Origin of the sequence: Leyella stercorea DSM 18206, assembly GCF_000235885.1 — a bacterium.
In the GTDB taxonomy this organism is placed as follows: domain Bacteria; phylum Bacteroidota; class Bacteroidia; order Bacteroidales; family Bacteroidaceae; genus Prevotella; species Prevotella stercorea.
This window is the reverse complement of the sequence record NZ_JH379352.1, coordinates 1-23785: the sequence shown is the minus strand read 5'-3', so window position 1 is coordinate 23785 and position 23785 is coordinate 1. Positions and strand designations below refer to the sequence as shown.

At 53.1% G+C, this 23785-nt stretch carries 18 protein-coding genes; 9 read left to right on the top strand and 9 right to left on the bottom strand.

The window, feature by feature from the left end; genetic code table 11:
* Positions 1 to 106: 106 nt before the first annotated feature.
* The 4 genes from thiL to sppA are packed head-to-tail and all read right to left on the bottom strand — an operon-like array spanning position 107 to position 4899.
* On the bottom strand, positions 107 to 1180 hold the full coding sequence (gene thiL, locus HMPREF0673_RS00945; protein WP_007896938.1) for a thiamine-phosphate kinase: 1074 nt from the start codon (positions 1178 to 1180) through the stop codon (positions 107 to 109).
* Between the two features lie 53 nt (positions 1181 to 1233).
* The gene (locus HMPREF0673_RS00940; protein WP_083825682.1) at positions 1234 to 2043 is read right to left on the bottom strand and encodes a purine-nucleoside phosphorylase; all 810 of its coding nucleotides are present in this window, start codon (positions 2041 to 2043) and stop codon (positions 1234 to 1236) included.
* Positions 1982 to 3106 (bottom strand): tetraacyldisaccharide 4'-kinase, encoded by a 1125-nt coding sequence (gene lpxK / locus HMPREF0673_RS00935; protein ID WP_007896936.1) that lies wholly within the window; start codon positions 3104 to 3106, stop codon positions 1982 to 1984. The genes HMPREF0673_RS00940 and lpxK overlap by 62 nt, the downstream gene beginning before the upstream one ends.
* Before the next feature lie 14 nt (positions 3107 to 3120).
* The gene (gene sppA, locus HMPREF0673_RS00930) at positions 3121 to 4899 is read right to left on the bottom strand and encodes a signal peptide peptidase SppA (RefSeq protein ID WP_007896935.1); all 1779 of its coding nucleotides are present in this window, start codon (positions 4897 to 4899) and stop codon (positions 3121 to 3123) included.
* Positions 4900 to 5028: 129 nt separating this feature from the next.
* On the opposite strand from sppA, the gene HMPREF0673_RS00925 reads away from it, so the two are divergent.
* The 3 genes from HMPREF0673_RS00925 to HMPREF0673_RS00915 are packed head-to-tail and all read left to right on the top strand — an operon-like array spanning position 5029 to position 7912.
* Positions 5029 to 6165: an agmatine deiminase family protein gene (locus HMPREF0673_RS00925; RefSeq protein WP_007896934.1), complete on the top strand. Its 1137-nt coding sequence runs from the start codon at positions 5029 to 5031 to the stop codon at positions 6163 to 6165.
* A gap of 12 nt (positions 6166 to 6177) precedes the next feature.
* On the top strand, positions 6178 to 6972 hold the full coding sequence (locus HMPREF0673_RS00920; RefSeq protein WP_007896933.1) for a TrmH family RNA methyltransferase: 795 nt from the start codon (positions 6178 to 6180) through the stop codon (positions 6970 to 6972).
* Positions 6973 to 7027: 55 nt separating this feature from the next.
* The gene (locus HMPREF0673_RS00915; protein ID WP_007896931.1) at positions 7028 to 7912 is read left to right on the top strand and encodes a carbon-nitrogen hydrolase; all 885 of its coding nucleotides are present in this window, start codon (positions 7028 to 7030) and stop codon (positions 7910 to 7912) included.
* Positions 7913 to 8088: 176 nt separating this feature from the next.
* Here HMPREF0673_RS00915 and HMPREF0673_RS00910 read toward each other — a convergent pair whose 3' ends face one another.
* From HMPREF0673_RS00910 to HMPREF0673_RS00890, 5 genes are all read right to left on the bottom strand, one after another.
* A complete protein-coding gene (locus HMPREF0673_RS00910; protein WP_007896928.1) occupies positions 8089 to 9249 on the bottom strand; it encodes a Fic family protein in 1161 nt (386 codons plus the stop codon).
* Positions 9250 to 9347: 98 nt separating this feature from the next.
* Complete coding sequence (locus HMPREF0673_RS13265) at positions 9348 to 10763, bottom strand: MFS transporter (RefSeq protein WP_007896927.1); 1416 nt, start codon at positions 10761 to 10763, stop codon at positions 9348 to 9350.
* Positions 10763 to 12064, bottom strand: coding sequence for an MFS transporter (locus tag HMPREF0673_RS00900; RefSeq protein ID WP_040596151.1), 1302 nt, complete (start codon positions 12062 to 12064; stop codon positions 10763 to 10765). Before HMPREF0673_RS00900 ends, HMPREF0673_RS13265 begins: the two co-directional genes overlap by 1 nt.
* Positions 12065 to 12161: 97 nt before the next feature.
* Positions 12162 to 15986: a DUF4922 domain-containing protein gene (locus HMPREF0673_RS13660; RefSeq protein ID WP_007896925.1), complete on the bottom strand. Its 3825-nt coding sequence runs from the start codon at positions 15984 to 15986 to the stop codon at positions 12162 to 12164.
* A 141-nt stretch (positions 15987 to 16127) separates the two neighbouring features.
* Positions 16128 to 16337: a hypothetical protein gene (locus HMPREF0673_RS00890; RefSeq protein ID WP_007896922.1), complete on the bottom strand. Its 210-nt coding sequence runs from the start codon at positions 16335 to 16337 to the stop codon at positions 16128 to 16130.
* A 220-nt stretch (positions 16338 to 16557) separates the two neighbouring features.
* Here HMPREF0673_RS00890 and HMPREF0673_RS00885 point away from each other — a divergent pair, with 220 nt between their 5' ends.
* The 6 genes from HMPREF0673_RS00885 (at position 16558) to HMPREF0673_RS00860 (ending at position 23677) form a co-directional block, all read left to right on the top strand.
* Positions 16558 to 18096, top strand: coding sequence for an arylsulfatase (locus tag HMPREF0673_RS00885; protein ID WP_007896918.1), 1539 nt, complete (start codon positions 16558 to 16560; stop codon positions 18094 to 18096).
* A 1151-nt stretch (positions 18097 to 19247) separates the two neighbouring features.
* On the top strand, positions 19248 to 20744 hold the full coding sequence (locus HMPREF0673_RS00875) for a right-handed parallel beta-helix repeat-containing protein (RefSeq protein ID WP_007896902.1): 1497 nt from the start codon (positions 19248 to 19250) through the stop codon (positions 20742 to 20744).
* 79 nt (positions 20745 to 20823) lie between these two features.
* Positions 20824 to 21303 (top strand): cytidine deaminase, encoded by a 480-nt coding sequence (locus HMPREF0673_RS00870; RefSeq protein ID WP_007896901.1) that lies wholly within the window; start codon positions 20824 to 20826, stop codon positions 21301 to 21303.
* A gap of 163 nt (positions 21304 to 21466) precedes the next feature.
* Positions 21467 to 23032, top strand: coding sequence for an acyl-CoA carboxylase subunit beta (locus tag HMPREF0673_RS00865; RefSeq protein WP_007896900.1), 1566 nt, complete (start codon positions 21467 to 21469; stop codon positions 23030 to 23032).
* 62 nt (positions 23033 to 23094) lie between these two features.
* Positions 23095 to 23244: a hypothetical protein gene (locus HMPREF0673_RS14455; RefSeq protein ID WP_007896899.1), complete on the top strand. Its 150-nt coding sequence runs from the start codon at positions 23095 to 23097 to the stop codon at positions 23242 to 23244.
* A gap of 7 nt (positions 23245 to 23251) precedes the next feature.
* On the top strand, positions 23252 to 23677 hold the full coding sequence (locus HMPREF0673_RS00860; protein WP_007896898.1) for a biotin/lipoyl-containing protein: 426 nt from the start codon (positions 23252 to 23254) through the stop codon (positions 23675 to 23677).
* The last annotated feature ends 108 nt before the right edge of the window (positions 23678 to 23785 follow it).

Here is a 23785-nt window from a genome sequence, read left to right as displayed (position 1 = left end):
CTCCTACGATTAGAACCGTTTGCTATTCAATTGGCCAAATATTTTAGTTTTGACACACTCCCCTATAAGACTGTGTGGGTACGGCAGGATGCCATACCCTCCTATGTTATTTTTCGCTCAGCGGATTCCATCCTTGCGCCTTCAGTTCGAACTCCTGGTTGTCGCGTGTTACGAGCATCTGTCCGAGTTCAGGACGTGTGATGTGTCCAATCAGCTTCACGTTGTCCATCTGCTGAATCTTCTCGTGGTCGCCGATTGGCACGGTGAAGAGCAGTTCGTAATCCTCGCCGCCGTTGAGGGCGCACGTCGTTACGTTCATGTTCAGCTCCTCCGCCATCACCGCCGTCTGATAGTCGATCGGAATATTCTTCTCGTAGATGCGGCATCCGCAGTTCGACTGCTTGCAGATGTGCATCAGTTCGCTTGAGAGTCCGTCGCTGATGTCCATCATCGCTGTCGGTCGGATATTGAGTTCGCGGAAGCGAGCTATGATGTCGCCGCGAGCTTCGGTCTGCAACTGGCGCTGCAGCAGATACTCCTTGCCGGCGAAGTCGGGCTGGAAGCCCTTCAGCTCTTCGAGCGCACGCTTGTCGTTCTTCTTGCGCGCCTCGTCCACCTGCTGGTAGTAGACGCTCTTCTCGCGTTCGAGCAGTTGTAGACCCATGTAAGCCGCACCGAGGTCGCCCGTCACGCAGATGAGGTCGGTATCCTTTGCTCCGTTGCGGTAGACGATGTCCTCCTTGCGAGCCTCACCGATGCAGGTGATGCTGATGGCGAGTCCGGTGTACGACGATGTGGTGTCGCCGCCAACGATGTCGACGCCCCACTTGTCGCAAGCCATGCGCAGTCCGCTGTAGAACTCCTCCATGTCCTCTACCTTGAAGCGCTTGCTCAGCGCGATGCTCACGGTGAGCTGTCGCGGTGTGCCGTTCATGGCGAAGATGTCGCTGATGTTCACCATTGCCGACTTGTATCCGAGATGCTGCAGGTCGATGTATGTGAGGTCGAAGTGTACGCCCTCCATGAGCATATCTGTAGTTACGAGCACTTCAGAGTCGGGGTAGTGGAGCACGGCGCAGTCGTCGCCCACGCCCTTGAGGGTCGATTCGTTCTTTATTTTTATGTTGTCGGTGAGATGGTGGATAAGACCAAACTCACCGAGTTTTGAAATGTCGGTCATTTTTAATAGTTAACGAGTTGACAAGTTAACGAGTTGACACGTCAGTCGAGCTGTTATGCTCGGCGGATCATCTCGCGCATAATTTCTGTCATAAGCGGCTGAGCGTTGTTGGCAGCCACCTGCACCTCCTCGTGCGATACCTCAACAGGGGTGTCCTCCAGTCCGAGGTCGGTGATGATAGAGATGCCGAATGTGCGGATGCCGCAGTGGTGAGCCACGATTACCTCAGGCACGGTGCTCATGCCTACGGCGTCGCCGCCGAGACGGTGGTACATCTTGTACTCAGCCGGAGTCTCGAATGTCGGACCCTGCACGCCTACATATACGCCGTGCATCACGCGGATGCCCTTCTCCTCGGCAATCTGGTCTGCCTCCTTGATGAGAGCGTGGTCGTAAGTCTCGTGCATATCCGGGAAGCGCGGACCGGTCGGGAAGTTCTTGCCGCGCAGCGGGTGCTCCGGGAAGAAGTTGATGTGGTCGGTGATGATCATCAAGTCGCCGATTTTGAACTCAGGGTTCATGCCGCCCGAAGCGTTGCTTACGAAGAGTGTCTTGATGCCCAGTTCGTACATCACGCGTATAGGGAACGTAACGTCCTTCATCGAGTAGCCCTCGTAGTAGTGGAAGCGTCCCTGCATAGCCATGATGTCCTTGCCGCCGAGCTTGCCGAAGATGAGTTTGCCGGAGTGGCCCTCAACGGTAGATACGGGGAAGTTAGGGATGTCTGAATATGAGAACTCGTAGCTGTCTGTGATTTCAGTAGCGAGCTGTCCGAGACCTGTGCCGAGGATGATGGCAGTTTCAGGCTTTGTGGTCATTCTTTCTTTTAACCAAGATGCTGTTTCTTGAATTTTTTCGTACATAGCTTATTATTTTATTATTAAATTCTTCCTCCACTCCGAGCATGAATTGTATGCGTATCGGGAGAGCGTAAATGTTAGATTTCGTTTCTTCTGATAGTCCGTCAAGATGTTCCAATCGGGTTGCGTCCTTCTCCGTTGTTATTATCACTTTCGGTTTGGGCATGGCGGCGAACGTGCTGTTTATCTGTTCCACGTCCTCGGCTGTAAACTGATGGTGGTCGCCGAAGGTGAGTGGTGTGATGCGTTTCGACACCGCCTGCAGGTCTACCATCATCTGCTCGGGCGAGGCGATACCTGTGAGCAGCATTATGTTCACGTTCTTCGGCAGGGCGTTTAGCGATAGGCGTTCGTCGGAGAACAGTGCCTTCAGAGCGTTGTAGCGCAGCGTGGTGAAGTAGAGGTCCTGATAGGGGTAGAGGTTAAGCGCACGTTTCAGTACGCGGAACTCCATCGGCTTCAGGTCTTTCGGACATTTCGTTATGATTACGATGTCGGCTCTTGATGTGCCCTCCTTCGGCTCGCGCATACGTCCTGCTGGCAGCAGCTTGTCGTAGATAATCAGACGGTGGTAGTCGATGAGCAGTATGTTTATGCCCGGTTTCACATAGCGGTGTTGGTAGGCATCGTCGAGCAGAATGGCATCCACATCCTTCGTGGCATCATCAGTGGTTAGTCGGTCGATGCCGTGGCAGCGGTCTTTGTCTACAGCCACGTAGATGTCGCTGTATTTGCTCTTCATTTGGAACGGCTCGTCGCCAATCTCGGGCATTGTGGTGTCCTTTCCGGCGAGCAGATAGCCATGGCTCTTGCGCTTGTATCCGCGCGAGAGCACAGCTACGCGGAACTTCTCATGCAGCAGATTGATGAGATATTCCACGTGTGGAGTCTTGCCCGAACCGCCTACTGTGATATTTCCCACAGATATTACGGGTATGTCGAAACTACGACTCTTCTTCAGTCCGATATTGAACATCCAATTGCGTAGTCGCACTCCCAATCCGTAGAGCCAGCTAAGCGGTAGCAGCCACTCGTTGATTTTTATAAAGTCGCCTTCTGTTCTCACATTTATTATATTTATTACTTGATGCTTATGGCGTATGGTATGCGTGCCTGGATAGCCTCGCGCTTATCGATAGAGCGCAGCACGGTGAACGGCTGATATAGTTCGCCGAGTGTCTGTCGGAGTTGTGTGTCGAGATATGTGCCCGACGAAGTCATTGAGTTGAGCAAATTGTCTATCCACGAAGCGGCAGCAGGGTAGTCGCTTGTGTAGTATTCCTTCAGCTTTGCGAGTTCGGCAGCTTTCTTCACCGCGTCGTCGATGCCACCAAGCTGGTCTACGAGCTTGATGTTGAGCGCGTCGGTAGCGAGCCAAACGCGTCCCTGTGCAATCTTCTCTACGCTTTCGATAGTGAGATGTCTGCCGTCAGCCACACGCTGGCGGAACAGGCTGTAGCCACGGTTCACGCTTGCCTGCAGCATAGCCGTCTCTTCGGCGTTGAATGGGCGTGCCATGGTGTTGCCGAATGTAGAGTGGCGGTTGGTCTTCACCTCGTCAAAGCGCACCCCGAGCTTGGTCGTGACGAGTCCGCTAAAGTCGGGTATCACGGCGAAGATGCCGATGCTGCCCGTCAGCGTGTTCGGCTGAGCCACGATCCACGAAGCAGGAGCCGACATATAGTAAGCACCCGACGCAGCGTAGTCGCCCATCGACACCACGACCGGCTTCACCTTGCGCAGTTCGCTCATCTGGTGCCACATCTGCTCCGAAGCGTAGGCATCGCCGCCGCCCGAGTTGATGCGCACCACAACGGCTTTCACGTCGTCGTCGTTCATAAGGTCCTCAAGGTCTTTGCACACCTTGCGACTTGCTATATAGTTGTTGTTGCCGAACATTGTGGCAGCCTTAGGGTCCTGCACGATGTCGCCCGACGCATAGTAGATGGCAATCTTGTCGCCCTCCACCTTCTCGTCCTTCACGTTGAGCATGTCGTTGAGAGTGAGCTGTGCAATGTCGTCGTCCTTCTCGAGCTTCATCATCTTCTTCACGGCATCCTTCACCTTGTCGCTGTACATCATTCCGTCCACCATCTTCGCCTTCATGAGCATCTCTGTCGACTGCAGTGCGAGGTACGAGTCGGCGTAGCTGTTGAGCGAGTCGATGCTGATGCCACGGCTCTTCGATACGGCGGTGCAGATGTTCTGCCATGTGCCGTTGATGAAGGTCTGTGTCTGCAGGCGGTTGGCGTCGCTCATCTTCTCCTCGGTGAAGGTCTCGGTAGCACTCTTGAACGTGCCCACCTTCACCACCTCGCACTTCACGCCAAACTTAGCCATGAAGTCCTTGTAGAACATGGTCTGCGCTCCGATGCCGTGCCAGTCGACGATGCCCTTCGGATTGATGTACACCTTGTTTGCCACCGATGCTACGTAGTAGGCACCCTGCGTGTAGTAGTCGCCGTAAGCCACAATCCACTTGCCGCTCTTGCGGAAGTCGGCGAGGGCGTTGCGTATCTCCTGCAGCGTGGCGTAGTTGGTCATCAGTGCGCCCGCTTCTATGTATATGCCTTTTATGTCGTCGTTAGTCTTGGCTTTCTTGATCGCAGAGAGGATGTTGTTGAGTCCGGTGCTCTGCGAGTCGTCGCCTGTGAAAAGGCTGAGCGGATTGTCTGTACCCTGGTCGCTGATAGTTCCCGATAGGTTGAGCACAAACACCGAGTTCTCCTCTACGTTCTGTGCAGCACTGCTTGATGCCACCATACCGATGATGCTCATCATGGTGAGTACGCCCATCACGATAAAGAAGCCGAATATGCCGACCATTGTGGCAAGCACGCTTTTGATGAAGTCTTTCATAAGTTCATTATTTAGAGTATAAAGTATTATTTGCAAATTTAGTCAAAAAACTTGAATTGTAAGACTGTTTGACGGAAAAACACTAACTTTGCAGTAGTTTTAAACAAAAATGACACATTGTTAGATTTTATGCAGAACGAAAACTATATACTTCCTGCCGAGTGGCACCGCCAAGCGTGCGTGCAACTCACATGGCCTCACGAGGATACTGACTGGCTTCCGTACCTTGATGACATCACCGAAACCTTCGTGCAGATAGCCAAGGCTGTGGCTCATTACGAGCCGCTTGTCATCGCTGCTAAGCATCCCGATGCAGTGCGTGCAGAGCTTGAGGAGAGTCTTTCTGCCGAGGAGATGGAGAACGTGCGTATCTACGAGTGTGACAACAACGACACTTGGGCACGCGACCACGCCTTCATCACGCTCATTCCGACAGTAGAAGGCAACGACATTCATATAGAGGGTGCAGCAGTCTCTGCTGCACCAACCGAGCAAACGGTGCGTGACTACGGCAAGAATGCCGTAGCCTCCTGCCTCCTTCTCGACTTCCGCTTCAACGGATGGGGCAAGAAGTTTGCTGCCGATAAGGATAATCTGATCAACCGCACGCTTTACGCTCGTGGCGTGTTCGGTGGCGAACGTGTCGACTACGACGACTTCGTGCTCGAAGGTGGATCTATCGAGAGCGACGGACGCGGCACGGTGCTCACCACGAGCGTATGCCTTATGGCACCCAACCGTAACCAGCCCATGACACAGGCTGAGGTGGAGCAGGTGTTGAAGGAACGTCTCTGCGCTCGTAAGATAGTATGGTTCGACCACGGACAACTCATCGGCGATGACACCGACGGACATATCGACACTATCGTGCGCCTCTGTCCCGACAACACGCTGCTCTATGTGGGCTGCGACGACGAGAACGACCCGCAGTATGCCGACCTGCACGCTCTTGAGCAGCAGCTGAAGGCTGCAACCGATGCCGACGGCAAGCCCTATCGCCTGCTGCGTCTGCCAATGCCCGACGCGCTCTACGACGACGGCGACCGTCTGCCGGCTACCTACGCCAACTTCCTCATCATCAACGGTGCCGTCATCGTACCTACTTATGCACAGGAGGAGAACGATGCCCGTGCTCTGGCTCTTGTGGCTGAGGCTTTCCCGGGCTACGACATCATCGGCATTGACTCGCGCACCATCGTGCGTCAGCACGGATCTATCCATTGTCTCACGATGCAGTATCCTGCCGAGTGCCAGTTGGCGAAGTAAACGATTTGCGCAATGGCTATAATAGAGATCGATTCGCTTGAATTCCCCGGTGTCGAGCTTTTCTCGGGTCTCACGGAGAAGCAGCTGCGCCACAGTTACGAAAAGGGTAGTGGTGTGTTCATCGTGGAGAGTCCGAAGGTCATCGACCGTGCGCTTATTGAGGGTTACGAGCCCTTGGCTTTGCTTTGCGAGCAGCGCCATGTAGATGGAGATGCGGCAGAGATAATCAGTCGGTGTGGCGACATACCAGTCTACACAGGCAGTCGCGAACTGCTTGCTTCGCTCACCGGCTACGTGCTTACGCGTGGCGTGCTCTGTGCTATGCGCCGCCCTGCGGAGCGAAGCGTTGAGGAGGTGTGCTGCGATGCGCGTCGTGTGGTGGTTATCGACGGCGTTGTCGACGCCACCAACGTGGGTGCCATGTTCCGCTCGGCTGCCGCTCTCGGTATAGATGCTGTGCTGATGACGCGCACTTCCTGCGATCCGCTCAACCGCCGTGCGGTGAGAGTGTCGATGGGTGCGGTGTTCTCCATTCCTTGGACGTGGATAGACGGTCCGGTCAGCGACCTGAACCGGTATGGTTTCCGCACAGCTGCGATGGCTCTCACCGACAAGTCTGTGTCTATCGACGATGCTGCATTGCTCGCCGAGCCTCGTCTTGCCATCGTCATGGGCAACGAGGGCGACGGACTGCCTGCCGCTACCATCGCCGCCGCCGACTATGTGGTGCGCATACCGATGGCACGCGGCATCGACTCGCTCAACGTTGCCGCAGCAGCTGCCGTGGCTTTCTGGCAGTTGAGATGAGGCTTTTTAACCGAAAATGGCTAACTTTGCAACAAAATAAATACGTAGTAAGATTATGAAACACTTGAAAATAGGATATCTTCAGCAGCACAACGTGGCTGACGTGAAGACAAATATGCAGCGTCTTGCCGACGGTGTGCGCGACCTCGCAAAGCGTGGTGCCGAACTTGTTGTGCTTCAGGAACTGCACAACTCGCTCTACTTCTGTCAGGTGGAGGATGTAGACAACTTCGACCTTGCGGAGCCTATCCCCGGTCCGTCTACCGACTTCTACGGCGCATTGGCACGCGAGTGCAACGTGGTTATCGTCACATCGCTCTTCGAGCGCCGTGCTCCGGGTCTGTATCACAACACTGCTGTCGTCATGGAGCGCGACGGCTCAATCGCCGGCAAGTATCGCAAGATGCACATTCCCGACGACCCTGCCTACTACGAGAAGTTCTACTTCACACCGGGCGACCTCGGCTTCCGTCCGATTCAGACCAGCGTGGGCAAGCTCGGCGTGCTCGTATGTTGGGACCAGTGGTACCCCGAGGCAGCCCGACTGATGGCTCTGCAGGGTGCCGAACTGCTCATCTATCCGACAGCCATAGGCTATGCTGCGTCTGACACCGAGGACGAGCAGCAGCGCCAGCGTGAGGCGTGGACAACCGTGCAGCGTGGTCATGCCGTAGCCAATGGTCTCCCCGTAGTGTCGGTCAATCGCGTCGGCTTCGAGCCCGACCCGAGCAAGCAGACACCGGGCATCGAGTTCTGGGGTTCGTCGATGGTTGTGGGTCCGCAGGGCGAGATGCTCTATCGCTCGGCTCCCGACGCTGAGGACAGCGTGATCGTGGAGGTAGACCTTGCTCACAGCGAGGACGTGCGCCGCTGGTGGCCCTTCCTGCGCGATCGCCGCATCGACATGTACGGCGAGATAATAAAGCGATTTATCGACTAATAATTCTCGATTGCCGTTTTTATCTTCCATATCTTCCAGCTATGGGCGTCGTGCAATCGTAATGTATTGAAGACCAAACATAAACGGATATAAAGATGGCTGGAAGATAGTCCGCAAAACGGGCGTATCTTCCAGCCATCTTCCATCTTTTTCTCGGTATCTACCAGCCCGAGACTTTATTTTCCCATTTCTTTAAACTCGTTATACACAGCCAGACCTTTTACTGTCAGGAGGTATTTTTGACGCGGATGGCGTGGGGAGTCGGGATATTTCATTGTGACAAGTCCTCCGTTGATGGCAGGAGTAAGAGAGTATTCGATAAAGTTGGGGCGGTTTCTCAATCCTACAGCATCCATCATTTCTTTTATACCTTTTTCTTCAGTACCGATTACTATAACCAAACGCTTTACATTTTCGCTCAATGAGCTTACGGAATTGTTTGTACTTGTACGGGTACTTGTATGGGTACTTGTATGGGTACTTGTATGGGTATCGCAATCATCTTGGTAGCCAATCAGCATATAGCGGTTTTTCAATTCGTTTTCTTCCTCCAATATCAAATTGCGGAAAAACTTGATTAGAAAAGACTTGTTCGGCTCTATTCCTTTTAATGGATTGCGATAGTTGGCACGTACTAATGCGTTACGGAAGTACCACGAATTGTTTGCAAACAAATCATTGTTCACCTTGAATCCGATAGATCGCAGATACTTGATGACGAATACCGCCGTTGTTCTTGTGTTGCCTTCGCGGAATGGGTGGTTCTGCCAAAGCAACGTGACGAAATCAACGATATGTTCTATTATTTCATCAGTGGTTAGTCCTTTGTAATTGAACTCTTTCTCTTGCTGTATATCATACCTCAATGCCATCATGATGTCTGCTGCACGTCCATATACAACGGAGTCGTCTTGAAGCACCCATTCTTTCTTGCTAATGTCGTAAGTGCGTACCTCGCCTGCGTGTTTGAACACACCTTCAAACAGGTGTCTGTGGATATTCAGAAATTCCAATGCTGTAAACGAGAACGACTTTTCGTTCAGCAGTTTTGCAATATTGGCTGCAACTCGGTCCGCTTCTTCCTTTTCTTCATCGTCCTTGTCATGTGTGGTCTTGTTGATGTAATAAGATTTCAGCCGCTCCCTAACATCATCAATGGTGATATCGCCTTCAATATGGCGTACAGCAGTCTCTCTTAGATAGTCGGACACCTTCAGTCCATCCACATCCTGCAGACCGATTGCTGTACGCCATGCAGAAGCCTTTTCTTGTTTATGCGGCTCTGCCATACGTTCGTAGGCTTCGAAGTCGATATATAGTTGCTTGTTATTGCTCATGATTATCTATCTTTTTCGTTAGTTGCAACTGGTATTATACAGAATGCAAAGATACACATTTTTGGCGAGAAGGTGAAGAAGAAAGCTGGGAAATCGTTTCACTCCGCCTGCGGCTGTCTGCGTGTGATATAAAGGTGGAACACGCTGACAATCAGTGGCACTACGGCAAGCTCCGTGGCGAGCTGAAAGATGCGCTGATAGTCGGCGATGGTGAGCATGAGGCTGGCTAATGAGCCAACGATGACGAACGGCGTGGCAATGAGCGTGCGCGCTATGGCGTGGCGCAAAGTGTTGTCGGGCATATTGCGCGTGAAGCGCACCACCACCTGCTTCACCATGCTAAGAGCGAAGCCAAAAGCAGCGTGACCCGCAGCCTGCGCTGCAGCTACGATGCTGAGTGGCGCTGCCGTGTTGTAGCTGAGGAATAGCAGTGCGGCACCCGGAACGGCGAGCAGCAGGGCTGAAGGCAGCAGCCAACGACGCAGTCCGTGTTTCTTTATCGCCTTACCGCCGAGTGTGTAGCCTAATGCGATAGCAATGACGGCGATGGTGCCCTGTGTGAAGGCGAACTCCTGTGGCGATAAGCCCAGTCCGCCATTATGTGGCTTTGCGATGAGGAAGAGTGGGGCGGTGAGAGCGAGCAATGTCTCGGGCAGGAGGAAGAGGATGAAGAATGTCAAGGCGGTGATGTCGTCCTTGCGCTTCAGCATACGACGCAAGGATATTCTGAACTCACCGCGATGCAGTCCCATTGTCGGCTTCGGCTTGGCGTAACCATGCGTACCACCGGGTAGAAATATGGTGTGCCAAAGCCACAGGAACAGTTCCACGCCTGCCATAACGTAGAACACAAAGCTCCACGAATAGCGTATGTTGCGCGTCACAACTTCCATGTTGCCAGCTATCATCATCATCACTCCGCAGCCGAAGAGGAGGGCCATAATTGATGTTGTGGTGTTGTGGTGTTGAGGTGTTGATGAATGTAATGTCACCATCTCACCATCACACCATCTCACCATCGTATCTTGTTGAGGCGTTGGGTTTTGTTGGTGCACTTGAGACAAGTGCACCCCCTGAGACAAGTGCGCCCCCTGAGAGGTATCGATATAGAAGCGGTGCAGGGCGATGTTGTAGAACACTGATGAGCACACGAAGAACGGCATGAAGCACACCGTGCCTAACAGCCAACTGCTCGTATGCAGCGTAAAGGCTACGGCAGCGAGCGAGAGAGCGGAGATGAACTGTGTAGATAGTATCCACACCTTTGTGGTGCCCCAAAAGTGGGTCACTACCATCTCGAACAATGGACGCAGCAACACCGGTATTGAGAGTAGGGCGATAGCGAGTGCGGTGTCAGCGGTGTCGAGCCCCATACGGCGCAGCATTACCATGGTCAGTACAAGCACAGACACAGCCACTCCGTCGCCGAACATCAGCGACGGAAGCCACAACCAGCGAGTCTTTGTACCTCTGCGGTGTGGGTGGTAGGTTGTTTTTGGTTGCTTGTCTGTCATTATTTCTTCTTTCCGAACTCGAGGTCAATTTTCTTCTTTCCGAACTCGGGGTCTATCTTCAGGAATGCTGTCACGAGGAACGTGATCAGGCAGCACGCCATCACGAAGATGAAGAACATCTTGTAGCCCATGATGTCCTTAACGTAGCCCGACACCATGCCCGGCAGCATCAGTCCGAGATATGAGATGCCGGTGCATATAGAATAATGTGAGGTGCGGAACTTACCCTGACTGTAGAACAGCATGTAGAGCGTCAATACGGTGAAGCCCAAGCCATAGCCGAACTGCTCCACGAAGAGGCACGATGATACGACCCACAGATTGGAGTCGAGCGTGTAGCTGAGGTATATGTACACTACGTCGGGCAGTGTAATGGCGCAAACGAGCGGCCACAGCCAGCGTTTCATGCCGTCGCGACTGACGAGCACGCCGCCGATGATTCCGCCCAAGAGCAGTCCGATGAGTCCCACTGTGCCCTGCGCCAAGCCGTACTCCTCGGGCGTCAGAGCCATTCCGCCTTCGGCTGTCGGGCGCATGAGGAACGTCTTTGTCATCGTGTTCAGCAGAGCTTCCGGGAAGCGGTAGAACAGCAGGAAGAGCATCACGAACACCGTCTCCTTCGCACCGAACTTGCAGAAGAAAGTGGCGAGCATCGTCTTCAGTTCGTGTGCCACTTCCTTCACGCTCTTCTCCGAACTAACATCGTCGGCAGGACGCGGCATCATACGGCAGTGGTAGAGCCAGATGCCGATGAAGAGCGCCGCGAGCGCGTAGAAGATGAGTGTCCAGGTGTAGACCACCGACATATTCAGTTGATGTTCTAATATGCCGGCGAGCGATACGAGTGCGCCGTTCACGAAGATGATGGCGAGTCGGTAGAACGTATTGCGCAGTCCGACGTACTTCGCCTGATTGTGCTCGTCGAGCTCTATCATGTAGAAGCCGTCGGCAGAGATGTCGTGCGTAGCACTGGCGAACGCCATTGCGAAGAGGAAGAACATCGTACCCTGGAACCAGAACGACGTGGGCAGCGTGAAGGCGATGCCTGCCAGCGCACTGCCCATGAGCAGCTGCATCGTGAGCACCCACCAGCGCTTTGTCTTCAGCAGGTCGATGAACGGGCTCCATAATGGCTTCACCACCCAAGGCAGAGCCAACCAGCCCGTGTAGAGTCCTACCTCGGCATCGCTTAGTCCCATCTGCATCAGCATGACTACCGACAGGGCTGTAACGACAACGTTGGGCAGACCTTCTGCGAAATATAATGTGGGGATCCATGCCCACGGATTAGTCTTTTTCATTCTGAAAATGTTGTTTTGTTGAGGTGTTGAGATGGTGAGATTAGTAAATACATATCTCAACATAACAACACCACAACATTCTTTCACCACCTCACCATTACTTATATATCCTCTTTATCTCCGCTCCGCGGTAGTAGTGCAGCAGGATTTGGTCGTAGTTGTAGCCCTTGGCACCCATTACTGCGGCACCAATCTGGCAGAGTCCTACGCCGTGTCCCCAGCCTGCACCTGTGAGGCGGAAAGTCTGTGGCACGCCGTTCTTGATGTCCTCCTTGTCTACGACGAACGCACTGCTGTAGAGGTGCGTGTCGCTCAGTGTGCGACGTATCTCCAGCTCCTTGCCGATGGTGAATGTGCGCTCCGAACCCACAATCTTCAGTCGGCAGATGCGTCCGCTGCGTCCGCGCTCCATCGGTACGAGGTCGAGGATATCGCCGAACTCCATCTTCAGTTTCTCTGTGATGAGGCTCTTCAGTTCCTCCTGTGTGTATGTCACGTGCCAGCGATAGAAGTCGGTAGTCTCTTGGTCGTAGTCGTTGAGCACCTCCGAGAGAATCTTCTTGTCGTCGGTGTTGCAGAACGACTCCGGTGCGGTGCGTATCCAGCGTTCGGCGTTCTCCTCAATGGTAAGGTCGGGCAGTTCGGCTGCTGCGGTGTTGTTGCATCCGCAAGAGCTTGCGTCAGCCGTGTCGCGTACAGCCATGAGGTATGGCTTCTTCACGTTCTCCCAACAGTACTGGAATTCCTCCGTAGCACCACCGCAGCACTTGCTGAAGCGTGCGTCGCATATCTCGTCGTTGTCCATCAGTATCTGTCCGCGTGTGGCACGAATAGCCTCCGCCACATGCTTGCTCGTAGCCTTCGTAATGCCTTGATAGCGCTGGCAGTGGTCGTCGGCGCAAACGTCGAAGATGGTATGATCCTCGCGGTCGTACCATTTTATCAGCTCGTCGTCTTTGCGTATGAACGAGAAGAAGCCGCTGCCACCGGCACCCGTCTGCTGCTTGTGGCGCTGTTCAATCTGTGCCAGCAGCCAACTGCGCGAGATGACGGCGTGTGCTTTGAGCAGTTCGAGGCTCGATGTGGCACTCATCTCGCTTGATATGACGCTCTCCAGATACGACTCCACTGGCAATTCGTTGATAGCACATACGCAGTCGGAGTCTACCACGAGGCGCAGCGTGCCCAGGAAGGTCTGCGTCTCCTGACGTTCCCAGTGGAAATTCACGCCGATTGTTACGTCGTGCAGTGAGAACGAGGCATCGTTCTGCTGCGGATGGAAGGTTAGTTCACGATACTGGTTGCCGTTCCACAGGATGCCTCCCTCATGGAACTCAACCACCTGCTCGCCCTCAATCAGGTTACCCTTAGCCATGTACGGCTTATTGAGCGAGAACGAAATCTTCGCACCGCTCACGATGCCCACCGACACCATCGGCTGCTTGCCAGCGAAGTGGGTGTTGGCGGACGGGGCTTCGGCTGCCAGTGTGTGCAATTTCTCCACCGCCTCGTTGAAGGCAGCTTCGCTCATGCCACACTCCTGCAGTATAGCTATAGCCTCTTCTGCGGTCAGCGTCTCGAAGTCTTCGGGGCGTGGTGTGACGATGAAGCCCGCCATGTCGAGCGAGCCCGGACTGACGAGACGCTTCTCCTCGCCGTCAGCGAAGTAGCAGTCGGGGCGATGCTTCGTGCGTGGTATCACCACCACCTGATAGTCGTCGCCGTCGCGCCATGCTATGATGTTCATCATCGGTTCGGTCTCGCCGCCGTGCATCGGCAGCGCCGAATAGAGCTTGCGGAAGAGCTGCTCGCCCGTGTGCTGGTCGGTGGTGCGTATAGAGAATACGGGCACGGCGAAGTCACGCACGGCAGCCACTGCACCACGCTCGTCCTTGCTCAGCAGCACCTCGCTGCCCCGGCTCAGTCGAGGCCAGTTGGTTTGCAGCGGCAGCATACCCGAGCAGATTGCCTGGAAGTGCATGTGGTCGGGAGCCGATGCACCGCACTTCGGTCCGTTGTAGAACACGGTGAGTGTGGGGTAGGCGTTGAGTAGGCGGTAAATCTCGCCATAGTTCATGCCGATGCTCTGCGGGCGGTGTGTGCGCAGCGGTATAGTATAGTGTTGCGGCATGATAGGGAATGGGTTGATGAGCAGCGTGAAGTTCTTGTCCACCTGTTTCTGCATCTGCTCCTTCGGTCGGTTCTGCTCGCAGAGGAAGCACGGACGCTCGGCGATTGTCTTGCGGTCGATGTTCGCGCCCGTAGACACGATGCGTGCAGGGTTGAACTGCAGTTTCAGCGTAATCTCTCCGCACGCCAACTCGCGCGTCTTCACGTTGCGCAGGTCGTGGAAGTGCTGTCGAGCGTCCTCCCATACCTCCAACTGACGGTTGAAGAAGCGTTGCAGCGAACTGTCTGCCGAAGCATCCGCAGTACCTTCGGAGAGCTGCTGACGAGCCGCAATCTCGAGTGTGCGCAGACGATCCTTGTACAGGTTGTTGGCGTTCTGTCGCTCAATGCTCAGTGCGGCATCGCTGTTTCCGTCCCAACGGCGGCACAGGTACAACTCGTCGAAGATTCTGCCGATGCGATACTTGCGGCTGAAGGCAAGTCCGAGGGCGTAGTCCTCGCCGTATGAAGTGTTCGGGAACTGAATCTGTCGCAGGATAGGCGTGAAGAAGGCGCGTGGCGCGCCGAGTCCGTTGATGCGCAGCGCGTTGTTCGGTCCGTTCTGGTCGGTCCACTCCTTGTGGTCGATAAGTCCGGGTGGGAGCGTTTCGAGCTGGAAGTTGCACATGCGATAAGAGCCCACAATCATTGCAGCCCCCTGCTTGTGAAACTCGTCGACGATGCGCTGTAAGGTCTGTGGCGACGAGTAGAGGTCGTCGCTGTCGAGCTGCACGGCGAAGCGTCCGCAGCGTGCGTCGTCGATAGCCACGTTCCAGCAGCCGCCGATACCGAGGTCGGTGCGTTCCGGAACGATGTGTACGAGTCGCTTGTCCTCAGCAGCCGCAGCTTCGAGTATTGCGGAAGTGCCGTCGGTGGAGTGGTTGTCCACCACGATGACGTTATATTTGAATGTGGTCTTCTGCGCGAGAGCTGAACTGACTGCGTCGGCAATGGTTTTCGCGCGGTTGAACACAGGTATGATGACCGATGCCTCGAACGTGAAGTCTTGCTCGCTGTAGTCGGGCTTGGTGTACTTCGATGTGTCTACCGTAGCACCAATCTTGTCCAGGTGCTTTGTGGCAGCCTGTTCCATCTCTATCTGCACCTCGCGGTTGCGCGGATTGACGTAGTCGAACTGTCGCTCGCCGCTCTTGCGTGAGTCGGTCTCCACCTGTGTGTACAGATATTCGTTCAGATGAAATATCTGCGCCTTGCGACTGATGTACAGGCGCAGGTCGTAGAAGCCAGCCCACTTGTAGTCGGTCAGTTGTTGCTTTGCTGCGTACTCGTGCAGCAGCGACGCGCGTATTAGCACGAGCTGTCCGAAGTCGAAGTCGTCGCGTATGCTACCCGTCTGATAGTCGATGGTGGGATGCTTCTCCTGCACGCCGTCCTTCTGTATGTAGCTGTCGGCATACACCATTCCGGCGTTGCTGTCGGTAGCCACGCGCAGCAGTCGTTCGAGAGCGTGCAGTCCGAGATTCACTGGTGTGTGCTTTAGACTCAGTAGCACGTATTCGGCATCCGTATGCTCCTCGATGGTGAGTAGTGTCTTTGTCGAAGTGAGCCCGTCGATGGTTATCACGGTGCAGTTGCTGATGCTGTCCGTGTCGCTGCACGCGCAGATGTCGCTTGTGTCGCTCACGAGCAGGTTTATATGCTGTGTCGTCTTGCTTTGGCTCAGCGTCTGTATCGAGTCGGCAATCTCGGCTACATCGTTGCAGGGCAGAAAGCAGTCAATTTTTTCTCTCATTTGTTTATCGTGTTTGCAATTCCGCAAGAAACGCTTTCAATGTTATGATGTCTACTTTCGGAAATGATATTTGTTTCAGTATGTTGAAGTGATGGTCTTGTGTTACAATATATTTAGCATTGCCAATAATGGCGCAGTCTATTAATTTCTTTCGTGAAGATTTTCAAAGCTGTTGAACTTTGTTTCGTTCATCTTTCCGTTAGCCCACATAGCATCTATCTCCTCCTTTGCTTTCTTTGCAAAGAAATCGGATATAGCTTGTTTCAAGTCAGCTAAAGTCTCGGGACTTTTTACCCATTGCATCATATTGAGTATATCAATCTGCGCATCGTTCAGTACTGTTGCTGCCATATTGTTTGCTTTAAAGTTATTAGTAAATGTCCTTTTATTAGATTAAGATGTGCACTTCCGCGCAAAATCTATATGCAAAAGTAATGTTTATTTTTTGAAAAACGGAGTAAATCAGGCTGAATTTATATGTTTGTTGCGAAATGATTTTGGTGTTCGGATTATTTGCAGTAATTTTATACATTGAAAACAAATCGATTACTCTAAAACAACAAATTTCGCGATGAACAAGAACATTCTTTTAGCGGGCGCCGCACTCTCTGTAGTGCCCTCGCTCGTGGCAGCAAAGGCACCGCAGAAGCGTGTGCAGCCGAAGCAGCCCAACATTATATTTATATTGTGCGACGACATGGGCTACGGCGACCTCGCCTGCTACGGACAGCCCTATATCAGTACGCCCAACATCGACCGCATGGCTGAGGAGGGTATGCGCTTCACGCAGGCTTACGCCGGCTCGCCGGTGTCTGCGCCCTCGCGTGCTTCGATAATGACGGGTCAGCACTCGGGTCACGGACACGTGCGCGGCAACCGCGAATACTGGTCGAACGACCGCACTGTGATGTACGGCAACAATGTAGACTTCGCCGTGGTGGGTCAGGAACCTTACGACCCGCAGCACAAGATACTGCCCGAGATGCTGAAAGACCACGGCTACACCACAGGCGTGTTCGGCAAGTGGGCTGGCGGCTACGAAGGATCGCCCTCTACGCCTGACAAGCGCGGCGTGGACGAGTTCTACGGCTACATCTGCCAGTTCCAGGCGCATCTGTATTATCCCAACTTCCTCAACCGCTACTCGCGCTCTATGGGCGACACGGCTGTGGTGCGCGAGGTGATGGAGCAGAACATACAGTACCCCATGTTCGGACGCGACTACCATAAACGCCAGCAGTATTCGGCACGCATCATTCATGAGAAGGCACTTGAGTGGATTGACCGCCAGGACGGCAAGCAGCCCTTCGTGGGCTTCCTTACATACACCCTGCCACACGCCGAACTGGCTCAGCCATACGACAGCATCGTTGAGGGCTACGAGAAGAAGTTCTTTGTCGACAAGACGTGGGGCGGACAGGAAGGCTCGCGCTACAACGCCGTGGAGCATACCCACGCCCAGTTTGCCGGAATGATAACCCGTCTCGATCAGTACGTTGGCGAGGTGATGGCGAAGCTGCGCGAGAAAGGTCTCGACAAGAACACGCTCGTCATCTTCACCTCCGACAACGGACCTCATGAGGAGGGCGGTGCCGACCCCGAATTCTTCGGGCGCGACGGCAAACTGCGCGGACTCAAGCGCCAGTGCTACGAGGGCGGCATACGCATTCCGTTCATAGCGTGGTGGCCCGGACACGTGAAGGCAGGCGAGGTGAGCGATCTGCAGTTCGCCTTCTACGACCTCATGCCTACGTTCTGCGACCTCGCCGGCGTGAAGAACTTCCGTAAACGCTACACCAACCGCAAGCTCGCGGGCGATGGCTTCGACGGACTTTCCATTGCTCCGACACTTCTCGGCGACAATTCCAAGCAGCTGCAGCACGAACACCTCTATTGGGAGTTCCACGAGACCGACCAGATAGCCGTGCGTCGTGGCGACTGGAAGCTGATAGTGGTAGAGGGCAAGCCACGCCTGTACAACCTCGCCACCGACTTGCATGAGGACAACGACGTGAGTGCTGCGCATCCGGACATAGTAGCCGAGCTTGTAGATGTTATACGTAAGGAGCATGTCGATAACGAGTTGTTCAAAGTGACACTGCCTTATTAACTTTTGTCGTCGTTCTTCGAACGCCGCCCGATTGGATTGCGAACGCCGCCCTATTAGATTTCGAACGCCATCCAATCAGATTGCGAACGCCGCCCAGTCAGATTGCGTCCGCTGCCCGATCAGGCGGCGGACGCAATCCGATGACTTAAATGGGCTTTTAAAGGTAAAAAAGTAAAAGAGTAAAAGAGCAAAAAGGGCTAAAACAAAAGAGTAAGATGGGCTTTTAAAAATAAAGTTCTGCCATTTTGGCTACAAATGTATTGCAGCGATATGACAAAAATGCAAATTTACGACAGCTACTTGACTAACATCAAAAATATACGACAACTTGAAAAATAAACGAATTAATACTTGTGTGCGAACACAAATAGCACTACCTTTGCATCAGAAATAAACGACGAGGCTGCGCTGGAAGCGCGGCTGACGGTTGCCGAAAGGCAAGAAAGAGAAGCGTAATTAGGGATAACAAAGTAAGAATTAAAGAAAGAAAGGGTAACATTATGGTTATTTTTAGTTTTATTTTTGCGATTTGTTGTGCAGCTCTCGCAGAGGCTGTAAAGGTAAACAACAAGATTAGCCTCAAGAAGTAACAAGTGCTGAAAGCACTGTTGCGCTGAGGAGCAAACAAATGGGAAACACAGAAAAACACAAGTAGGATAACAATTAAAAAAGAAAGGATTAAGATTATGATGATTTTCGGATTTATCTTCGCAATTTGTTGTGCAGCCGTTGCAGAGGCTGTAAATGTAAACAACAAGATCAACCTCACAAAATAAAAGTGAGCTTGCTCAGACAATAGTAATTAACAATATAACGAAGCGGTTGCATGGCGCCTTTGGCACATGCAACCGCTTTTTGCGTCTGTAGCTTTCACCGCACCCAAATGCGGAAAGTCCCTCATAAAAATGTAGTGATGTGGCAAAAAGTCCCTCATAAAAATGTAGTAATGTGGCGAAAAGTCCCTCATAAAAATGTAAAAGACTTGTTGTTATCGTTGATTATCAGTATCCTCAATGAGCGATTATCGTGAAGACGATAGGTTGACAAATGTGCCGTTATACGGAGCAAGATCTTTCTTGAAGGCACTTAAATAATAGTAATTGATTGTAATGATACAATAAAACCGCAGTTTCTGCGTTATAAGTATTACGATGAAACATATTCATACATATATAATAATGTGTGTGCTGGGCGTGTTCGGCTTAAGCGCATGCGACGATATCGACGATTTCACAACATCGCCGAACAACCTGCTCACGTTCTCTACCGATACGGTGCGCATTGACACCGTGTTCTCTACCGTGCCGTCGTCGACGCGCGACTTCTGGGTGAGCAACCGCTCGGGTAAGGGGCTGCGCTGCACATCCGTGCGCCTCGAAGGAGGCAACCAGAACGGATTTCGTGTGAATGTAGACGGCGTATATCTTAGTCCGGAACAGGGCTATAAGGCAAACGGCATAGAGGTGCGCAACAAGGACAGCATACGCGTGTTCGTGGAGGTGACCACAGCCGTGAATCACGGGGACGCACCGAAGGAACTGAACGACCGCCTCGTGTTCGCGCTCGAGAGTGGAGTGGAGCAGAAGGTGGTGCTCAACGCGTGGTCGTGGGATGCCGACTTTGTTCGCAGCAAGACTATCACGACCGACTACACTATAACTGCCGGCAAGCCGCTCGTAGTCTACGGACCGCTGACCGTGGAGGAGGGCGCAACGCTCACTATAGCGCCGGGTGCTACGCTCTTCTTCCACGACGGAGCGGGCATCGATGTAAAGGGACGACTCGTATGCAAAGGCACCGCCGACCTGCCCGTCACGCTGCGTGGCGACCGCCTCGACCATATGTTCGACTATCTGCCATACGACCGCATGAGCGGACTATGGAACGGCGTGCACTTCCTGGAGAAGTCGTACGACAACCGGATGGAGTTCACCGACTTGCACAGCGCGTTCCATGGCGTGCGTGTCGACTCGTCGGATGTGGCTCGGCAGACGCTCACCATAGCCAACTCTACCATACACAACTGTCAGGGACACGCGCTGTATGTAGAAAATTCGAAGGTGACGGTAGAGAACTCGCAGCTGACGAACGCGCTCAACAACTGCTTGGGCGTGGACGGAGGCGACGTGCAGGTGAACAACTGCACGCTGGCACAGTTCTATCCGTTCGACTCCAACCGTGCCAGTGCGCTCAACTTCTCGGCTCTGAAGCGTCCGCTGCAGCAGTTCGTCTGTCGCAACACGCTCATCACGGGCTACAGCGCAGACGAGATGATGGGCGGAAAGCCCGTGAAGGATGCTACGGGCGAGGATGCCGCAGAACCGAACGCTTTCAACTATAAGTTTGAGAACTGCGTGATACGCACCCCCGAGGTGACGGACGAGGAAGAACTGCCGCACTTTGTAAACGTAGTGTTCGAGGAGAAAGAGAATGCCGACTCTGTCTGCACCAACCACTTCCGCAAGGTGGACGGCGACAAGCAGGACTACGACTTCCGACTCGCAAAGACATCGGTGGCTATCGACCGCGCCGACCCTGCTACGGCTACCAAAACCGACCGCAACGCCATGCCGCGCGACGAGCGACCAGACGTGGGAGCATACGAATTCAAGGAGGAAAAGACGGAAGAACCGAATCCGCAGGAATAAGTATCTTCACCATCTCACCCCATCATCACCCCATCATCACCACCTCACCACAACAACATCTCACCACCACCTTTAAACTATGAAAGAAATAAACATCAACATTCGTGTTGAGCACTATCAGCTCGACGAACTGAACACTGCTGACCGCGAACTCGTAGAGCGTGCGTTGGAAGCCACCAACGGTGCATATGCTCCGTACAGCAATTTTTACGTAGGAGCAGCATTGCGCCTCGCCGACGGCACCATTGTAACAGGCGCAAACCAAGAGAACGCAGCATTCCCATCAGGCACGTGCGCCGAGCGCACAGCCATCTTCGCAGCACAGGCAAACTATCCCGACCAGCCCGTTTCGACACTCGCTATCGCGGCACGCAACACAGGCGGACTGCTCGACGAACCAGTGAGTCCATGCGGAGCCTGTCGCCAGGTGATACTCGGTGTGGAAGACCGCTACAAGAAACCCATCCGTGTGCTGCTCTACGGCAAAAAAGGAGTCTACAGCCTGCAGTCGGCCAAAGATCTGCTGCCCTTCTCGTTCGTCGACGACAGCATGAAGTAAGGCAGGCGGAAGCCAGTGTCGGCACAAACGAAATAATGCAGTAACAAAATTTATATCAATGATATAGCCTTCTTTGTTCTTTTTTTAGTAATTTTGCACTCTAAATAGTATATACGCGATTTCATACGCTAAAGAAAGAACAAAGAAATAGCAAAATAAAATTATGAGCAAACAAGTAGAAAAAATCAAGGAACTGGTCGCTAAGCGCGAACAGGCTCGTCTCGGTGGCGGCGAAAAAGCTATTGAGAAGCAGCACGCACGCGGCAAATACACAGCACGCGAGCGCATCGAGATGCTCGTCGACGAAGGTTCGTTCGAGGAGTACGACATGTTTAAGAAGCATCGTTGTACTAACTTCGGTATGGAAAAGAAGCACTACTATGGCGACGGTGTCGTAGCAGGTAGCGCTACAGTAGGCGGCCGTTTGGTTTACGTATATGCTCAGGACTTCACCGTCAACGGCGGTTCGCTCTCTGAGACAATGGCACAGAAGATTTGCAAGGTGATGGACATGGCTATGACCATGGGCGCACCAGTTATTTGCATGAACGACTCGGGCGGTGCACGTATTCAGGAAGGCATCTGCGCCCTCGCCGGCTACGGCGAAATCTTCGAGCGCAACATCCTCGCTTCGGGCGTAATCCCACAGATTTCGGCTATCATGGGTCCGTGCGCAGGCGGTGCAGTTTACTCGCCGGCTCTCACCGACTTCATCATAATGAAGGAGCAGACTTCATACATGTTCCTCACAGGTCCGAAGGTAGTGAAGACCGTTACGGGCGAGGACATCGACGCTGAGCACCTCGGCGGTGCATCGGTACACGCTACGAAGAGCGGTGTGACACACTTCGCTGCAAAGACAGAGGAAGAGGCTATCGAGATGATAAAGAGCCTGCTCTCGTTCATCCCGAGCAACAACACAGAAGAGGCTCCGCGCGTAGAGTGCAACGACCCAATCAACCGTATGGAGGACTCTCTCAACGAGATTATCCCCGACGACCCGAACAAGGCTTATGATATGTACAAGGTTATCGGTGCCATCACCGACAACGGCGAGTTCTTTGAGATACAGCCTAAGTTCGCTAAGAACATCATCATCGGTTTCGCACGCTTCAATGGTCAGAGCGTTGGTATCGTAGCCAACCAGCCGGCTGCTTACGCAGGCGTTCTCGACGTTAACGCAAGCCGCAAGGCTGCACGCTTCGTGCGCTTCTGCGATGCGTTCAACATTCCTATCGTGTCGCTTGTCGACGTGCCAGGCTTCTTGCCAGGTACAGGTCAGGAGTACAACGCCGTTATTCAGCACGGTGCACAGTTGCTCTACGCTTACGGCGAGGCTACCGTTCCAAAGATTACAATCACTCTGCGCAAGAGTTACGGCGGTTCGCACATCGTTATGGGCTGCAAGCAGTTGCGTTCAGACCTCAACTTCGCATGGCCGTCTTCAGAGATTGCGGTTATGGGTGCAAGCGGTGCTGTTGCAATCCTCTGCGGCAAGGAAGCTAAAGCTAAGAAGGAAGCTGGCGAAGACGTTCAGGCGTTCCTCGCAGAGAAGGAAGACGAGTACACTGAGAAGTTCGCAAACCCGTACGAGGCAGCTTCTTACGGCTATATCGACGACGTAATCGAGCCGCGCAACACACGTTTCCGCATCTGTCGCGGTCTGGCACAGCTCGCTACAAAGCGTCAGCAGTTGCCAGCTAAGAAGCATGGTTGTATGCCGATGTAATTTGTTTTACAAGTCGACGAGTAAACAAGTAGACAAGGTTACAAGTAAACAAATATACAGGTATGGACAAGAATATATATGCTGCCATTGCCATGGCTCTATATGAGTATCAGGGCAACAACGTACACGATAAAGAACCGGGCTTCATCACCATACAGCCGCGTCAGACTATGTGGAACGCCAAGTTCTTAAGTTTAACAGCAAAACCATAAAAAAGAAATGAAAGAGTTTAAATATACAATCGACGGCAAGGAGTACAAGGTACAGATAGAAGACGTTGAGGGCAATATCGCCGACGTAACCGTAAATGGTGAGGCCTTCAAGGTAGAGATGGAGCAGGAGGCTGAGCCCGAGAAGAAGAAGGTAGTGCTCGGTCAGCCGGCTGCTGAAGCAGAGGAAGGCGAGACAGCAAGTGCTGCCAACGTGAACACAGCCAACGCGCTCAAGGCTCCGCTGCCGGGCGTAGTAACCGAAATTAAGGTTGCTGTAGGCGACGAGGTGAAGGTAGGCGACGTAGTCGTTGTGCTCGAAGCAATGAAGATGGCTAACAATCTCGAAGCAGAGAAGGACGGAAAGGTGACGGCTATCTGCGTGAAGACTGGCGAGAGCGTACTTGAGGACTCTCCGCTCGTAGTGATTGAGTAAAAATACTATATATAATAGAATAAGGTGGAATTGTTAAAGTTCCACCTTTTTTTTGTATATTATTCAAAAAAAATTTGGGATCAAATAATATTGTTGTGTTTTTAACAA

Bases quoted from the DNA above. Each gene is read 5' to 3' on its own strand.
- HMPREF0673_RS00915 (WP_007896931.1), top strand. From the start codon at position 7,028: ATGAAACACTTGAAAATAGGATATCTTCAGCAGCACAACGTGGCTGAC.
- HMPREF0673_RS00885 (WP_007896918.1), top strand. From the start codon at position 16,558: ATGAACAAGAACATTCTTTTAGCGGGCGCCGCACTCTCTGTAGTGCCC.
- HMPREF0673_RS00860 (WP_007896898.1), top strand. From the start codon at position 23,252: ATGAAAGAGTTTAAATATACAATCGACGGCAAGGAGTACAAGGTACAG.
- HMPREF0673_RS00920 (WP_007896933.1), top strand. From the start codon at position 6,178: ATGGCTATAATAGAGATCGATTCGCTTGAATTCCCCGGTGTCGAGCTT.
- HMPREF0673_RS00925 (WP_007896934.1), top strand. From the start codon at position 5,029: ATGCAGAACGAAAACTATATACTTCCTGCCGAGTGGCACCGCCAAGCG.
- HMPREF0673_RS00875 (WP_007896902.1), top strand. From the start codon at position 19,248: ATGAAACATATTCATACATATATAATAATGTGTGTGCTGGGCGTGTTC.
- HMPREF0673_RS00940 (WP_083825682.1), bottom strand. From the start codon at position 2,043: ATGTACGAAAAAATTCAAGAAACAGCATCTTGGTTAAAAGAAAGAATG.
- HMPREF0673_RS00870 (WP_007896901.1), top strand. From the start codon at position 20,824: ATGAAAGAAATAAACATCAACATTCGTGTTGAGCACTATCAGCTCGAC.
- HMPREF0673_RS14455 (WP_007896899.1), top strand. From the start codon at position 23,095: ATGGACAAGAATATATATGCTGCCATTGCCATGGCTCTATATGAGTAT.
- HMPREF0673_RS13265 (WP_007896927.1), bottom strand. From the start codon at position 10,763: ATGACAGACAAGCAACCAAAAACAACCTACCACCCACACCGCAGAGGT.
- HMPREF0673_RS00900 (WP_040596151.1), bottom strand. From the start codon at position 12,064: ATGAAAAAGACTAATCCGTGGGCATGGATCCCCACATTATATTTCGCA.
- HMPREF0673_RS00890 (WP_007896922.1), bottom strand. From the start codon at position 16,337: ATGGCAGCAACAGTACTGAACGATGCGCAGATTGATATACTCAATATG.
- HMPREF0673_RS13660 (WP_007896925.1), bottom strand. From the start codon at position 15,986: ATGAGAGAAAAAATTGACTGCTTTCTGCCCTGCAACGATGTAGCCGAG.
- HMPREF0673_RS00865 (WP_007896900.1), top strand. From the start codon at position 21,467: ATGAGCAAACAAGTAGAAAAAATCAAGGAACTGGTCGCTAAGCGCGAA.
- thiL (WP_007896938.1), bottom strand. From the start codon at position 1,180: ATGACCGACATTTCAAAACTCGGTGAGTTTGGTCTTATCCACCATCTC.
- sppA (WP_007896935.1), bottom strand. From the start codon at position 4,899: ATGAAAGACTTCATCAAAAGCGTGCTTGCCACAATGGTCGGCATATTC.
- HMPREF0673_RS00910 (WP_007896928.1), bottom strand. From the start codon at position 9,249: ATGAGCAATAACAAGCAACTATATATCGACTTCGAAGCCTACGAACGT.